The organism is Streptomyces sp. NPDC059743, assembly GCF_042732975.1.
Classification (GTDB): Bacteria; Actinomycetota; Actinomycetes; order Streptomycetales; family Streptomycetaceae; genus Streptomyces.
The window spans coordinates 67,767-82,896 of record NZ_JBHWGS010000025.1; the positions used below are offsets into that span (position 1 = coordinate 67,767).

Annotated in this window: 15 protein-coding genes and 1 pseudogene; 7 read left to right on the top strand and 9 right to left on the bottom strand. The window is 66.7% G+C overall.

Annotated elements, in window-relative coordinates; translation table 11 throughout:
• Positions 1-8 precede the first annotated feature (8 nt).
• Positions 9-1,727: an oxalyl-CoA decarboxylase gene (gene oxc / locus ACFV6H_RS34275; RefSeq protein WP_385550419.1), complete on the bottom strand. Its 1,719-nt coding sequence runs from the start codon at positions 1,725-1,727 to the stop codon at positions 9-11.
• Positions 1,728-2,016: 289 nt separating this feature from the next.
• Between oxc and ACFV6H_RS34280 the strand changes: the two genes are divergently transcribed.
• The 3 genes from ACFV6H_RS34280 to poxB all read left to right on the top strand — a co-directional run bounded on the left by ACFV6H_RS34280 (position 2,017) and on the right by poxB (position 4,983).
• Complete coding sequence (locus tag ACFV6H_RS34280; RefSeq protein WP_384986010.1) at positions 2,017-2,397, top strand: YciI family protein; 381 nt, start codon at positions 2,017-2,019, stop codon at positions 2,395-2,397.
• 69 nt (positions 2,398-2,466) lie between these two features.
• Positions 2,467-3,063, top strand: a complete 597-nt coding sequence (locus ACFV6H_RS34285) for a DoxX family protein (protein WP_385550298.1) — start codon at positions 2,467-2,469, stop codon at positions 3,061-3,063.
• A gap of 183 nt (positions 3,064-3,246) precedes the next feature.
• Positions 3,247-4,983 (top strand): ubiquinone-dependent pyruvate dehydrogenase, encoded by a 1,737-nt coding sequence (gene poxB / locus ACFV6H_RS34290; RefSeq protein ID WP_385550301.1) that lies wholly within the window; start codon positions 3,247-3,249, stop codon positions 4,981-4,983.
• Positions 4,984-5,038: 55 nt separating this feature from the next.
• Here the strand turns inward: poxB and ACFV6H_RS34295 are convergent, their stop codons facing one another.
• From ACFV6H_RS34295 to ACFV6H_RS34320, 6 genes are all read right to left on the bottom strand, one after another.
• Positions 5,039-6,028, bottom strand: coding sequence for an alpha/beta fold hydrolase (locus ACFV6H_RS34295; RefSeq protein ID WP_385550304.1), 990 nt, complete (start codon positions 6,026-6,028; stop codon positions 5,039-5,041).
• 9 nt (positions 6,029-6,037) lie between these two features.
• Entirely contained in the window at positions 6,038-6,991 is a 954-nt protein-coding gene (locus ACFV6H_RS34300) for a hypothetical protein (RefSeq protein WP_385550307.1), read from the bottom strand.
• Between the two features lie 43 nt (positions 6,992-7,034).
• Positions 7,035-8,096: a cupin domain-containing protein gene (locus ACFV6H_RS34305; RefSeq protein ID WP_385550310.1), complete on the bottom strand. Its 1,062-nt coding sequence runs from the start codon at positions 8,094-8,096 to the stop codon at positions 7,035-7,037.
• Positions 8,097-8,280: 184 nt separating this feature from the next.
• Complete coding sequence (locus ACFV6H_RS34310) at positions 8,281-9,255, bottom strand: zinc-binding alcohol dehydrogenase family protein (protein ID WP_385550421.1); 975 nt, start codon at positions 9,253-9,255, stop codon at positions 8,281-8,283.
• A 198-nt stretch (positions 9,256-9,453) separates the two neighbouring features.
• A complete protein-coding gene (locus ACFV6H_RS34315) occupies positions 9,454-10,296 on the bottom strand; it encodes an SDR family NAD(P)-dependent oxidoreductase (protein ID WP_385550313.1) in 843 nt (280 codons plus the stop codon).
• Between the two features lie 86 nt (positions 10,297-10,382).
• Positions 10,383-10,742 carry a nuclear transport factor 2 family protein gene (locus tag ACFV6H_RS34320; RefSeq protein WP_385550316.1) on the bottom strand — a complete coding sequence of 120 codons (360 nt, stop codon included), beginning with the start codon at positions 10,740-10,742 and terminating at the stop codon, positions 10,383-10,385.
• A gap of 172 nt (positions 10,743-10,914) precedes the next feature.
• Between ACFV6H_RS34320 and ACFV6H_RS34325 the strand changes: the two genes are divergently transcribed.
• From ACFV6H_RS34325 to ACFV6H_RS34340, 4 genes are all read left to right on the top strand, one after another.
• On the top strand, positions 10,915-11,448 hold the full coding sequence (locus ACFV6H_RS34325; RefSeq protein WP_176732439.1) for a helix-turn-helix domain-containing protein: 534 nt from the start codon (positions 10,915-10,917) through the stop codon (positions 11,446-11,448).
• Between the two features lie 381 nt (positions 11,449-11,829).
• On the top strand, positions 11,830-12,279 hold the full coding sequence (locus tag ACFV6H_RS34330; RefSeq protein WP_093591670.1) for a hypothetical protein: 450 nt from the start codon (positions 11,830-11,832) through the stop codon (positions 12,277-12,279).
• Positions 12,280-12,495: 216 nt separating this feature from the next.
• On the top strand, positions 12,496-12,630 hold the full coding sequence (locus tag ACFV6H_RS34335) for a hypothetical protein (RefSeq protein WP_385550321.1): 135 nt from the start codon (positions 12,496-12,498) through the stop codon (positions 12,628-12,630).
• A 105-nt stretch (positions 12,631-12,735) separates the two neighbouring features.
• Positions 12,736-13,146 carry a transposase gene (locus ACFV6H_RS34340; protein ID WP_385550324.1) on the top strand — a complete coding sequence of 137 codons (411 nt, stop codon included), beginning with the start codon at positions 12,736-12,738 and terminating at the stop codon, positions 13,144-13,146.
• 14 nt (positions 13,147-13,160) lie between these two features.
• Here the strand turns inward: ACFV6H_RS34340 and ACFV6H_RS34345 are convergent, their stop codons facing one another.
• Both ACFV6H_RS34345 and ACFV6H_RS34350 read right to left on the bottom strand, forming a co-directional pair.
• Positions 13,161-13,778, bottom strand: coding sequence for a GNAT family N-acetyltransferase (locus tag ACFV6H_RS34345; RefSeq protein WP_385550327.1), 618 nt, complete (start codon positions 13,776-13,778; stop codon positions 13,161-13,163).
• 488 nt (positions 13,779-14,266) lie between these two features.
• Positions 14,267-14,937 (bottom strand): annotated as a pseudogene (locus ACFV6H_RS34350) (SDR family oxidoreductase).
• Between the last annotated feature and the right edge of the window lie 193 nt (positions 14,938-15,130).

The following is a 15,130-nucleotide window of genomic DNA, read 5'->3' on the forward strand; positions in this document are numbered from 1 at the left end:
CCGTCCCCTTACGTTGTTTTCAGTGCTGTTTCCGGCACCGAACTCTGTGGGTTGAGGTTCTGCAGATGTCCGCTTTCCGTGCCCAGTGTGGGATCGATGACACAGTTGATGACCGCTGGTTTCTTCGATGCCATGGCCTGGCGCAGCGCGGAGTCGAGTTCTTCGGGTGTGGTGGCGTTGTGGCCGACGGCTCCGAAAGCCTCGGCGATCCTGTCGTAGCGTGCGTCGTGCATGAGCACGGTCGGTGCCGGATCGGCGGACTCGGTGTTCACCGCGTCGCCCTTGTAGACGCCGCCGTTGTTGAACACGAGGGTCACCACGGGAAGTCTGTAGCGGCAGACCGTCTCGACCTCCATACCGCTGAACCCGAAGGCGCTGTCGCCTGTCACGACGATCACGGGATCGCCTGTCTCCACGGCTGCCGCGATCGCGTAGCCCATTCCGATCCCCATGACACCCCACGTACCGCTGTCGAGGCGGTGCCGCGGTTTATGGATGTCGATGACGTCCCGGCCGAAGTCGAGCGTATTGGCTCCCTCATTGACCAGATACGTTTCCGGGTGGTCCGCGATGAAATCCCGGACCACCCGGAGCGCGCCGTAAAATCCCATCGGTGTATGGGGCGCGGCGAGACGGGCGGCCATCTTCTCGACATTCTTGGCCTTATGGCTCTCGATCTCGTCGGTCCATTGACTGGGAACCTGGACCGGATAGTGCTCAAGCTTTTTCACCAGCACGTCGAAGACGGAGCGGATATCCCCGAGGATGGGAGCCGCGATGGGGCGGTTGCTGTCGAATTCCGTGGCTGCGACGTCGACCTGCACGAACTTCGCGTCCGGGTTCCACAAGGGTGGTTCCCCATGTCTCAGCATCCAATTGAGCCGTGCGCCGACCATGAAGACAACGTCGGCATGGCCGATCGTGAAGGAGCGGGCGGCCGCCGCGGACTGCGGGTGACCGTCCGGCAGCAGCCCCTTCGCCATCGACATGGGAAGGAACGGGATGCCGGTCTGCTCGATGAAGGTCCGGATGGACTCGTCCGCCTGCGCGTACGCCGCTCCCTTGCCCAGCACGATGAGAGGCCGCTGTGCACGTTGCAACAGGTCGAGGGCCCGCCTGATGGAGGCGGGGTCCGGCAGTTGAGTCGGAGCCGGATCCACGGGGCTGAAGATCGATTCAGCTCCTTTCGACGCGTCGAGAGTCGCGCCGAGAACCGCGGCAGGGATATCCAGATAGACACCACCGGGCCGTCCGGCCACAGCCGCCCGGACAGCGCGAGCGGTGGCCAGCCCGATGTCCTCGGGACGGTCGACGCGGTACGCCGCCTTCGCGAACGGCTTCGCGCTGCTGAACTGGTCGAGTTCTTCGTAGTCGCCCTGCTGGAGATCGACGACGGGCCGTTCGCTGGAACCACTGATCTGGATCATGGGGAAGCAGTTGACCGTCGCCGCCGCGAGAGAGACCAGGCCGTTCAGAAAGCCCGGCGCGGAAACAGTGAGACAGACACCTGGACGCCGCGTCAGAAAACCCGCGATCGCCGCGGCGTTCCCGGCCGACGCCTCGTGCCGGAATCCGATGTACCTCATGCCACGGGCCTGCGCCAGACGCGCCACATCCGTGACCGGAATTCCGACCACGCCATACATGTTCTGCACCCCATTGGCCTGGAGTGCGTCGACAAGCAGATTGAACCCATTGGTCAATCGCTGGGTTGACCGCTCAGACATGTCCGCTCCGCCCGACGCCGCATGTATGCATGCCAAATCAATCGCCCAGGAATGTGAGCAACTGAACTCAACCTTCGCACCGAGACGGTGATCACGCCTTCCGAAGGCGTCCAACCAGGTCCGTTGGCACTGCCACTGCCGACGGTGCTCCGACCTCTGCGGAAGAGGCGCATCAGCGGGCCGTGTTGCCTCGTCGGCCGATTCATGAGAACCCTCGTCCTACCGGAGTTCTGTCCTGTTCAACACGCGGACACACTGCCGCACTGCCCTGATCAGAAGGAGCGCCCACATGTCCGCGACGGACGAGACCGTAGAGCAACTCCTCGCCCCCATGACCAGGAAACGGCTGTTCGCGGCGATCAACCGCAAGGTCGCCGAGGACGCCGAGATCACGCCCTACGTCGCGGACCACCTCCGGTACATGATCGAGCTGGAAGGGCGCGGGCTGCTCTGGGCGTCAGGGCCGTTCGTCGAACCAGGTGTGCAGGTCGGTGATGGTCTCACCATCCTCAACACCGGCACCGCCGACGAGGCCCGCGAGCTGCTCGCCGAAGACCCGCTGTGCCGACAGGGACTGCGTACCTTCGAGGGCCCGTTCCCCTGGGAACTGCGCGAGGGACGCATTGCGATCTCGCTCGTCGCCTCCGGTTCCTCCTTCCATCTGCATTGAGCACACACAGCTTGCGCACTACAGATGAGGGCCTTGTACTAAAGGCGTCAAACGAGAAAAGAAGTGACCATGCGGTATCCACGTCTCACCATCAGACAACGGTCTCTGCGTGCGGCAGGAGGCACGGCCGGCCCGGGCGCCGGCCGTACCGACGCCGGGCTGCTCGCCCTCCGTATCGTCGTTGGAGGGCTGGTCGCCGCCCATGGCCTGCAGAAGATGACGCACTGGCTGGGCGGAGCCGGACTGGCCGCCGGCGCCGAGGAGTTCCGGCACGACGGCTTCCGCGGCGGGCGGCTCACCGCGGTGGCGGCGGGGAGCGGTCAGACAGGCGGGGGCCTGCTGCTCGCGGCCGGGCTCCTGACACCGTTCGCGGTGGGGGCCGTCGCCAGTGTCATGACCGTTGCGGTCACGGTGAAGTACCCGCACGGGCCGTGGGTCCAGGATGACGGATACGAGTACCCGCTGGTCCTGATCGCGTCCGTCGCCGTCACCGGGCTCGCCGGGCCGGGTGTCTGGTCACTCGACCGGCTGGCCGGCATCGACTGGCCCGCGTCCGCGGGCATCCTCGGCTGTGCGGCCGGCGTGCTGGGGGGCCTGGCCACACGGCGGGTGTTGTGGCGGGCGGACGGGCAGCCTGCGGTACGGGACGTCGCGCACAACCGCTGAATTGGCTACTGAGACTCAACAACTACCGGCCCAATGCCCGGAACGGCCGATCACCGTGACGGCGCGGGCGGTCACCGCACACGCAGATCCTGTGCTGCCGGATGGCCGAGGAAGGTCGGCGACGCTGCCCGAAGCGGTTCATGCTGATCGGGAGCTTGCTCGCCCCAGCCCGAGGAGGAACGGATGGCCGTCACAGTCGCGGATGCCATGATCTCTACGCTCAAGGCCGCCGGTGTGCGGCGGATCTACGGCCTGCCGGGAGACTCCCTCAACGGGTTCACCGACGCCCTGCGCCGCGACGGCGGCATCGCCTGGGAGCACGTCAGGCACGAGGAGGCCGCCGCGTTCGCGGCCGCCGCCGAGGCAGGCGTCACCGGCGAGCTCGCGGTCGCGGCCGGTAGCTGCGGCCCCGGGAACCTGCACCTCATCAACGGCATGTTCGACGCACAGCGCAGCCGGGTGCCGGTGCTCGTCATCGCCGCGCACATCCCGCGCGTGGAGATCGGCGGGGGCTACTTCCAGGAGACACACCCACAGGAGCTGTTCCGCGAGTGCAGTGTGTACTGCGAGATGGCGAGCGTGCCCGAGCAATTGCCGAGGCTGCTGGAGATCGCCATGCGCACGGCCCTGGAGCGCGGCGGCGTCGGGGTGGTGGTCATCCCCGGCGAACTGTTCCTCGACCGCGCCGCCTCCACGCCACCACCGCGCCCGGTGTTCAAGTCGGCCTCACTCATCCGGCCGGACGACCGGTCGCTCGCGCAGGCGGCGCGCGTACTCAACGCCGCCGAACGGGTCACCATCCTGGCCGGGGCGGGCTGCGCGGGCGCCCACGACGAGGCAGTCGCCCTGGCCAAGGCGCTGAAGGCGCCGATGGTCCACTCGCTGCGCGGCAAGGACTTCCTTGAGTACGACAATCCCTACGACGTCGGCCTGACCGGGCTGATCGGCTACAGCTCCGGCTACCGGGCGATGGAGCACTGCGACGCGCTGCTGATGCTCGGCACCGACTTCCCGTACCGGTCGTTCTACCCGGAGAACGTCCCCGTCGTACAGGTCGACGTGCGCGGCGAGCAGATCGGCCGCCGCACGCAGGTGGATGTTCCCTTGGTGGGGACCGTCAAGGAGACCGCGCAGGCGCTGCTGCCCCTGCTGGAGCGCCGTACGGACGACGACTTCGCGGAGAAGATGACCGGACACTACCGGCGGGTGCGGGCCCGTCTGGACCGGCTGGCCGAGGCTAAACCGGCCGGCTCCCCCATGCACCCGCAGCAGGTCGCCGCCGCGATCGACCGGCTGGCGGCGCGTGACGCGGTCTTCACCGCCGATGTGGGGACTCCGACGGTGTGGGCGGCCCGTTATCTGCGCATGAACGGCGAGCGGCGGCTCATCGGTTCCTTCAACCACGGCTCGATGGCCAACGCGCTGCCGCACGCCATCGGCGTCCAGGCCAGTCAGCCCGGCCGCCAGGTGGTGGCACTGTCAGGTGACGGCGGCGTGGCCATGCTGCTCGGCGAACTGATCACGCTGCGCCAACTGGACCTGCCGGTGAAGATCGTCGTCTTCAACAACTCGGCGCTGTCCTTCGTCGAGCTGGAGATGACAGCCGCGGGCATCGTCACCTACGGCACAGATCTAGACAACCCTGACTTCAGCGCCCTGGCCCGCGCCGCCGGTCTGTTCGCAGCGCGCGCCGGACGCGCCGACGAACTGGAGGACGTCCTGCGCGCGGCCTTCGCGCACGACGGACCGGCGCTGATCGACGCCCGTACCGAACGGTACGAGCTGTCGTTGCCCCCGAAAATCACCCTTGGGCAGCTCAAAGGCTTCAGCCTGTTCGCCACCCGGACCATCCTCTCCGGCCGGGGAGACGAGATCCTCGAACTCACCAAGACCAACCTGCGCCAGCTCAGCGCCGAGTAGACCAGCCCCACTTCCGACGAGCCTTCAACCTTCCGACGAGCCTTCACCCCCGGGTCTACGCCAGCCACTCGGCGAGGTGGTCGCACCACACTTCGGCGACATGGAGCGTCTGGTGCCCCCGTGTTTTCGGGCCGGCCGGGAGTGTCATGGCCCGTCCGTGGGGAACCGCAGCGATGGCTCTTTCCAGTCCCCCGAGTTCGACGGGGTTGAGTTCGTCGTCCTCGAAATTGACAGCCAGCAGCGGTGCCCGTATCGCCTGGAGGCCGGGCGCCGGGTCATAGTCCCTGGACGCGTCGAACTCCCAGATGACGTCGTTGGCGTCCTCACCATCCAGTGCCTGCGACTCAATTCCCTCGATCTGTCTGTCGGTGACATCGATGGACCGAAGATCGGAGGCCATATGCCGCGCGCTGCCGACCATGAGCCGGAACAGCGCCATCGCGTGACCGACTCCGGCCGGCTGCTTGTTGTAGCGGCCGTCGGCGTATCCGGGGTCGGACTCGATCAGATGGATGAGCATCCTCCGCCACAGCAGGTTCCGCCCGGTAATGCGCTCGGGAAGACTGGCGATCGCCATCAGCGCCTGCTGGTCCGGATACCGCTGGCCCCATATCCACGTCTGCATCCCGCCCATCGAGGTGCCGAGCAGCAGCCGTAGCCGCTCGATGCCCAGCCCGTCGGCCAGCAGCCGATGCTGTCCCTCGACCATGTCGCCGTAGCCGTAGTGCGGGAAGTCGGGTCCAAGCCCCTCACTGGGCCGACTCGACCTGCCGTGCCCGATGGCGTCCGGCATGATCACGAAGAATCTGCTCACATCAAGAGGCCGGCCGCTCCCGAACAGGAAGTCGGCGATGGACGGTTGCAGGAACTGCCGACCGGAGCCGGTTGTGCCGTGCAACAACATCACCGCGTTGTCCGCGCGAGCGTTCAAGGTTCCGAGTGTGTGGTACGCCAAGGTCACATCGAGGCGGTGTCCGTCGTCGAACCGGAAGTCGCTGACGGTGTGGAAGCCTGACTCGGCCTTGGATTTCCAGTCGGTGGTCATGAGCGGCCTCTAGAAGAACGAGAGGGTCTCGATGCCGACACCCGCTTGCACGGTACGCAGGACCTCGCCGCGTTCGAGGTTGCACACGGCCAGCGAGCCTTCGTTGTGATTCGCGATGAGCACCGTTTCCCCGTCCTCGTGGAAGGCCATGTTCATGGGGCCCTGGCCGAGGTGCAGCAGGGTCTGTGACTTGAGGTCCTCGGAGAAGACGGTGGCCAGCGGCTCCTCGAAGTTCGTGACCACGAGATACCTGCCGTCGGGGCTGTAGCGCGCGATCTGGGCCGCCTTCTGGTGCCCGTCGAGTGTGATCGTCGCGCGGATTTCGTCCGAGACCGTGTCGACCACGAAGAGCTGCGGCTGCTGTGCGTCGACGAGGATGACCGTCTCCCCGTCGGGGGACATGCCGATTCCCGCGGCGCCGTTCGGTGCGGGAATCTTCTTGACCACGCGTTTCGTGGCCAGATCGACGACCGACGCGAACGTGTCCTCCTCGTTCTCGGTGTAGAGCTTGCTGTTGTCCGGCAGCACCTCGACGCGGTGTGCCTTGTTGGAGCCCACCTCGATCACGTTCTCCGTCGTGCCGCTCTCGGGGTCCATTTCGAGCACCACGCCGCTGTTCTCGCACACGCAGTACAACTGGCCGTCCGCGCCCCAGCGCAGGCCGTGCGGGGCCAGGTGCGGGTACGTGCTGAGGTCACCGACATGCTTCCGTTCCCGCAGGTCGAACTTGGCGATCAGGTGGCCCGGATGGGGGTTGTCCCCGTGGATGCCGGCGCCGTAGATGGGGACATACGCGAAACGGTGATCGGGCGAGACGAGAAGCTCGTGCACCCTCGGCGCGAAGCCTTCGAGGGTCAACTCGACCTCATAGGTCTCCGGATCGAGGAACAGGATGTGGTTCCCCAGCTTGTCGACAGCCACGAGACCGTCGCTGCCCGTCAAAAATTTGGCGTCTGTCGTCATCACAACTCTCCTGTTTCAAGGACATCGACCCGAGGGCCGGCGTTCAGGCCGGCATCCCCTGGTCGTCGCTGTCGACTTCGATACCGAACCGACTCCCAGCCGCCCTCAGCCGGTTGAGATCTCCGTCCGGGGCGCTGCCCGGTCCGGGAGACGGACGGCACGCGGCGCGGTAGTACTCCTCGATCCCGCCGGGCACCGTCAGGTTGAACAGCCGTACACTCCGATCGCTGCGGTTCCGTACCCGGTGGCGTACCCCCCAGGGCACGAGCACGGCTGCTCCGGCGGAGGCTTCGTACTCCTCTCCGTCGACCAGCACGGCCGCGGTCCCTTCCAGGACGTAGAACGCCTCCTCATAGCGGGCATGGCGATGGGCGGGCATCCCGCCGCCCGGCTCAAGGGTGATCTCGGTGACCGTGTAGGCGTCCGCGGTCGCGAGACCTGCCGCTTTGATGTTGTACGTCGCTCCGGCGGCGTACCGGCGGTCGCCTTCATCCGGGAGCACCAGGGTGGGGCCGCGTCCTTCACCGATCGGAAGGGGCCTTTCGCGCCCGTCGGGGCCGCTTTCCAGGTAAGTGACGCCGTAGCGCGGGGTCCGGGCGTTGATCTCCTTGACCGGCATCGTCCCGTGTTCACTCGGAGGTTCATCGCCCGGTGCGCCCAGTTCGAGGAAGAAGCCCTCATTGCCGCCCGGGGTGGTGAAGGTAATGAGTTCGGCGTTGTTCTCGCCGATATTGCGCCACTCATGAGGGATGCCGCGAGGCGCCGCGAAGAATGTGCCGTCACCCACGGTGGTGTGGATTCCGCCCGCCTTCAGTTCGAGATTCCCGTGGAGCAGGAAGAAGCCCTCTTCCTCCCGTGAATGGACGTGCCTGGGCGGACCGGTGCCGGGCGGTGGATAGTCCAGCCAGAACGCGTACTCACTTCCCGTGTCCTCGCTGACGGCGGCAAAGGTGATCCGGTCGTCGCCCATCCACCAGATCGAGACCCCCTCGCCCGGCTTCACCAGCTTGCCGCGCCTGAGCAGCGGTGCGTCTCGCTGGATTGGCCTGTTGAAGTTCTGGGGTGTCCTGGTGTTGAGGTTCTGGGGTGTCCTGGCCTTGGCCATCGCTCAACCTTCCCGCCCGGGGCCGGCGGGTCGACCACCATGCGGGGTCGGCGATTCCGCGACCGGTTTCGTTGGGCCGGCTCTCGCGGCTCGTAAGAGCACACCACTTCCATTTTCGCCCACGGCGGGTCGTTGTCAAAACGTGCGGATTATGCAGATGTTGGCCTGCGTCGCGAACGGCGGTTCAGGGACAGATGACCATTCGGCCTCGTATCCCCTTCTCCACCGCGAGATAGGCGTCCGTCCCGTTGTCCAGGGGATAGCGGTCCGTGATGGGGAGTGGGCGGAATTGTCCGGACTCAAAGTACGGCGTGATCGAGTCGAGCCGCGCGCCGGATTGGGCGGCGTCGAGGCTGAGGCTGTTGCAGCCCAAGATCCGCGTTTCGTTGTGGTAGAGGTCGACAAGGTCGATCTCCACGGTCCGCGTGCCGACAGCGCTGATCACCACGAGCCGACCGCTGTGCGCGAGCGAGGCCAGGGCCGCCTGCGTGGTGACGCCACCGACTGCGTCATAGACCACATCCGCACCTTTTCCGGCGGTGAGCCGTTTGACCTGCGCCCCGATGTCCTGCGCGCTGCCATCGAACGCGATGAACTCCTCAATGACCGCCGCGGCCGGGGTGTTGTCGGCGGGCTGTGTCCGGTCCACGCCGATCACATGGCCGCCAAGGGCACGAGCGATCTGGGCGACAGCGCCACCCACGCCGCCCGAAACGCCGAACACAGCGATGTTCTCGCCCGTGGCAAGCCGCGCGGCTTCGACTGTGCCGAGCCAGCCGACGACGAAATTGACCCCCACGGTCGAAGCCTCCTCGAAGCTCAGCCGCCCGGGCTTGCGCACCAGCGCCGCCGCGGGTGTGGCAAGCAGCTCCGCGTGCGAACCGTCGCGTGTGATGCCGAGGTCGCCGCCGGTCCCCCAGACCTCCGCCCCGGCCCAGTCCCGCGGTCCGTCCAGGACAACGCCGGAAAAGTCACGCCCGGGAATTCGGGGAAGGGTCGTTCCCGATATCTGGCCGGCGACATTCTTCAGGTCCGAGGGATTCACCGAGGCAGCCTTGACCGCTATGACAGCGTCGCCGTGCCGTGCCACGGGATCGGGCAGGTCGACAAGGTGCAGGACATGGGGATCACCGAAGCGGTCGAATCGCAGAGCGCGCATGATGACACTGCCCTTTCCGCGGTGGAAGTGGGTGTCCGGCTTCTCTTTCACTGTCACAGACCGTGAAAGACATGTCCAAATGTTCTACCGGCCCAGGACAGAACACGCGGCGGCCGGGGCCAGATACGCCAGGCGCCCGCGAGGGCCAGGAAGACCAGCTCGCGAGTCTGGGGCTCGTCCTCAAGGCGCGAGCCGCAGCTATGGCGCGGGAGGGAAGTCCGCGCTGCGCGAGGCGGCTTCGTAGTCGCGCAACTCTTCGATCATGCCTTCCAGCTGGCCGTGGACGGCGTCGTAGCCGACGGTGCCCAGAACGAGCCGATGGGGAGGCTTGTCCTGATTCATTGCGTTCACAACGGCCTGTACTCCCCGGTAGGGATCGCCTGGCTGTCGGCCGTTCTGGTCAACCATGGAGGCGCGAACGGCCTCGACGAACGGCAGGTAGGCGTCCACCGTCTCGGACACGGTTTCGTCGGCGAAGGCGGAGTACGCACGGGTACGGAAGGCGCCGGGTTCGACGGCCAGGACGTTGATGCCGAAGGGGGCCACTTCTTGCCGCAGCACCTCGGTGAGGCCCTCGATGGCGAACTTCGCGGCGCTGTAGTAGCCGAAGCCGGGCACGCCTCTCAGGCCTGCGACCGAGGACATGTTGATGATCCATCCGCTGCCACGGGCTCGCATGCCCGGGAGGACGGCGCGCAGGATCTCGGTGACGGAGAAGAAGTTCAGTTCGAAGGACTGCCTGACGTCGGTGTCGGTCGTGCCTTCGACGGAGCCGTACCAGCCCCGGCCGGCGTTGTTGACCAGGACGTCGATACGACCGAATCGTTCCTCGGCGGCACGGACAGCCTCGCGGACCTGTTGGGCGTCGGTGACATCCAGCGGCAGGACGAGCACTCTGCCGCCGTGGGGGCAGGCCCAGTCGTCGAGCAAATGCGGGCGGCGGGCGGTAAGGACGACGTTGTCACCGCGCTCCAGGGCCGCGTCGGCGTAGGCCAGGCCGAAACCACCCGAGGTCCCGCCGGTGATGAACCAGGTCTTCATACTTCCTCATGATCTAGGGGCAGGCGGATCGGTGGATGCTGTGATGGCTCGGCTGTGATGGCTCGGCTGTGATGGCTCGGCGGCCGTCAGGGGGCGATGGCAAGTTCGCTGATCAGTCCGTGCTCGTCGAGGACGAAGCGGTAGCGCAGATCGACACGGCCGCCGGGGAAGTCGCCTTCGAGGTGCTGGACGACGGTGTACCTGTCGGGGCCGTCGCGCTCGGCTCCAACAGGCGTAGTGGTGTAGGTGTACTGGGAGGTGGCCTGCTCCAGCCAGCCTTTGATGGCAACGGATCCCCGGTAGGTGCGGCCGTCGTCTGTGACATTGGCCTCCGGCGCGAACGCTGCCGCGGCAGTGGAGATGTTCCGCATGTCGTGGGCCCGCAGGTAACGTCCGACGACCTCTGGCAGGCCGGCGACATCGACTGGGCCGGAATGTTCGGTCATGTCTGCCTCGCATGTGCGCTGAATGTTGGCGGCCCGGGCGTGGCGGTCGCTGTGCAGACGCCGGACACCATGTCCGGGACTGTCCCGCAGGTGGACGCACGACGGGCACACCCCTGGCAACTGCTAAAATAGAAGCCAGTGACTTTCACTTTAGCAGTAACCCGGAGGTGTCATGTCGAGCAGGATCCGGCTGGAGGATCGCGAGTGCCCGCTGTCGACCACGGTGCAGCATGTCGGCGAGTGGTGGACGCTGCTGATCCTCCACGACGCCTTCGACGGCTATACACGCTTCGATCAGTTCCAGCAGAGCCTGGGCATTTCCACCAGCATGCTCACCGCACGACTGAAGACCCTGGTCGCCGATGGCCTGCTGGAACGGCGGCCCTACCAGACGAACCCGGTCCGCCACGAGTACGTCCTCACCGAACGCGGGCACTCCCTGCGGCCCGTGATCGTCGCCCTGGCCGCCTGGGGTAACCGGCATCTCGCCCCGCAGGATCGATCCATGGTCCTTGTCGATGCCGAGACCGGTCAGGAGGCCGATCCGGTCGTGGTCGACGCCCGCACCGGTAAGAGCCTCGACGACAGCGACGCATATGTGTTCACCGCCGGGCCGGCCGCCAGCGGGGCGATGAGGGCGCGCTATGCCGAACTGGAGCGGCAGCGGCGATCGCGAAGCGCCGAGCCGGAGCCGGGCGCGGCGTAACCGCACTGCCTGCCGACCGCCGCCTCGACGCCGGCCGGCTTTCAAGAAGCCTTGGCGACCTCCTCATCCGGGAGGAGCCGTCCGGGAGGAGCCCGGGCTCCGTTCAGAGTGCGGTACGGCGCTAACGGGTGACCCGTTGTTCTCGGCGGAGTCACCTTGCCAACGTCACTCTGATCGGTTTCGTATGGATCCGAACGGAAGGATCGCTCGCGAATGCCCGGCGGACGCGGTCGCCCCTCGACGTCGACGGCGGCACGCATCGTCCGCGGCTGCGGCGGGCTGCTTACACCTATCGGGTGATGAAATCGATGAAATCGCCCATCATGCCCCGAATAGCGCCATGGTCTCTCCAGGGAGAAGAACTCGAAGAGGGGACAGACCATGCGTTTGAGGCGTATCGGAACGATCCTGAGCACAGTCGCGCTCACCATGCTGACGGTCCCGGCAGGCGACGCCCACGCTACGGCGATCGCCTGTGGCGGAGGTGTGTCGACCGGCCGGGTCGCCGTCAATGGCTGTATCAGCGCCGAGCGACACTCGGTGGAAGGCGTCCCTTATCGAGAAGTGACGGCGCACGTCAAGCTGCGTAACACCGGTACCAGGGCTCTGACGGTCTCCTACGAAGCGTTCTGGCTGTACGACGGTTCGACCTGGCGGAAGATCGGCAGCGGTCGCACCAACGTCGCACCTGGCGCGACCGTCGGCCCTGTCGAAGTCGGAAGCAAGTCCCTGATTTGTGGAGGAAAGGCCCAGATTCGAGTGCATGCTCAAGCCGCCGGCGCCGCCTGGAGCGGTTGGTCTCCTGCGGCCACGAGCCAATGCCAGACCTGAGCGCCTGACCTCCCGGATCAGCGCCCGGCCCGCCGGCGGCGGCCAACGGCTCCCGGGACGGTCGAACCGGGTACCGGACCTCGCGGCCACAGGCGCCGCGCGCGCCACCACCACCCGCGTCCTCGCCCAGCCGACCGGACTCGGGCCCGGCACGGAGCCGTTCATGCCCTGCTGGAAGCAGGACACGGCCTGCGATCGGTCCAGCGGTAGCCCGGTGTGAGCCGGCACACCGTCAAACAGTTCGCCGACGCCGCGAAGCCGGAAAAACTGTTCACCGGCCAGTGGCAGAACGGCTTCTCAGTCCTTGATGACTACAAGCCCTACCTGAACGACCGCGGGAACGAGAGCTGAACCAACGCGTGGAAACTCTGCGAGGAGATCGTGCCGCTCGGTTACAAGGGCAGCTACCAGCGGATTCGCGCCTGACTGCACTCCACGCGCACCTCGCCACGACCGGTGACCGCCCGGCCGCCCTCACCTCGGGCCGTCGCCGGACGGATCCTCCGGCACCCGGAAAACCTCACCGAATCCGAGCAGTTCCAGCTCAAGAACGTGCCGACGCATTACCCCGAACTCGACGCGCTCATCCGGCACGTCCGGTCATTCGCAGCCATGCTCACCGGGCGTCAAGGCGAGCGCCTGCCGGACTGGCTCGCCGCCGTCCGACAAGAAGACGGCCCGCCGGGCCTCCACACCCTGGCCGCCGGCATCGGCAGAGACCGTGACGCCGTAATCGCCGGACTCACCCTGCCCTGGAACTCGGGCATCGTCGAGGGACACATCAACCGGCTCAAGATGCTCAAGAGGCAGGCGTTCGGCCGCGCCGGTTTCGCTCTCCTGCGGAAGCGGGTCCTCCTCGCTCGGTGACGGGCCCTACACGATCAGACACCGGCTTTGGCCGCCACCCGAGTAACAAGCTTGTCGCGCACGGATGGCCATTCCTCCACGAGGACGCTGTAGTAAAGCGAATCACGACGCGTACCGTCCTGGCGCACCATGTGGCTGCGCAACGTCCCTTCATAGACCAGGCCCAGCCGTGTCATCGCCTGCTGGGACCGTACGTTCAGGTTGTCGGTTCGCAAGGCAATTCGAGCAAGGCCCAGATCGCCGAAGGCGTGTGCCAACAGTAGAAACTTGGACTCAGCATTGTAGGGACCGCCCCAACAAACACGGTCGAACCAGGTCGCACCAATCTCAGCGTGGCCCTCAGCGAGGTCAAGCTCATACAGACTGGTCGAGCCGATCACTGTCTCGTCCGTGAGGCGCTGGACAGCGAAGCATCTCCTCGTCCGATCCGCCAACATCTGGCTGATCATCTCCCGCGTCTCTATCAGGGAGCCGGGGCGAGGCCGTGGCATCCAACGCCAGACTTCAGGATCCGACGCCGAGGGGAACAACGCTTCTGCATGATCAACGGACAGCGGAATGAGACGGACAGCGCGGCCGAGGAGGGAGTCGTTGTTCGTCGCCGCACCATCGCTCCGGGATCGCTGGCCCAATCGTCGAGACGCAGATCATGTTGCCTTCATCACGCACAGCTACCGCTGCACGGGATCTGAGCCAGAACCATTCTTGTGAACATAGCCACCCCCTGGTTCCTCAATCGGGACCAGGACGTCTCGGACTCCTCGCCGCCAACTGCCGTCGCATGCCCGCATTCTGGCCAGTCACGCCAGCAAGCTACCCCGCAACCTTGACAGACCACATAGGGCGCGTGGGACCCCTCGACCTCGCACCGATCACGCCCAGAACATACTCAGCCGGACGCCCCCACACCCACCGAGCGGGCGATATTCGCACTCCACGAAGTCTTTGACCTCGGGCACGACGAAATCACCGAAGCCGTCGACAGCAACCCGCCCGCAACCCGCCACACCGCCAGCAGGAACCGTCGACTGCCCGAGTCGGTCCGTCGGCGGTGGCCGGGCGCGCGTTCCGGGCCTCCGCCTGGCGCAGTCCTCTGCCGCCGTCGCGTCGCCCTCGCCGGTCAGACGCGTGGACCGAGGAACAGGCCACCGCTCGCGTCGATGATCTGACCGGTGATCCAGCGGGCGGCGTCGGAGGCAAGGAAGGCGACCACGTCGGCGACGTCGCCGGGTCCGCCCAGGCGGTCGAGCGCGGTCATGCCGGCGATCCGTTCGGCGAGGCCCGGCACGTCGAAAACGGCTCCGTTGGCCGCCGTCCTGGTGGCTCCGGGGGCGACCGCGTTCACCGTGACGCCTCGGGGCCCGAGTTGGTTGGCCAGGGTCCTGCTCATCGTCTCGACCGCGGCCTTCGTCATGGCGAAAGACGTCTGGGCGGGTTGGCCATCCGGGTCGCCACCGACGAGATCGTGATGATCCGGCCGCCGTCCCGCAGCAGCGGCAGCGTGTGCTCGATGATGAAGTACGGCGCTCGCACGTTCACCGCGAACAGGCAGTCGAAGTCCGCCCGGCTCGTTGCGCCGAGCGGGCCAGTCGGCGTGGCTGCGGCATTGTTGACGAGGATGTCGAGCGGCCGACCGGCCAAGCCGGCCTCGCCACCGGTGAAGAGCGTCTCGACGTCACCGTCCACGCCCAGTTCGGCCCGGACTACGAGGGCGGTTCCACCGGCGCGTTCTATCCTCCCGGCCGTCGCCGCCGCCCCGGTCTCGTCCGTGCCGAAGTGCACGATGACCATGGCCCCTTCGGCCGCGAGCCGGCTCGCGATCGCCTGACCAATGCCGCGCGACGCGCCCGTCGAACTGATCGCACAGGCACTCGCCGCGGCCTTCGGCGACGACGCCGTCGCCACCGGCCGGAGGGACTGAGGCCGCCGATACCCGTCAGCAGGACGGATCCCACTCGGCCCGACGACCTCGCAACGAGAGGCG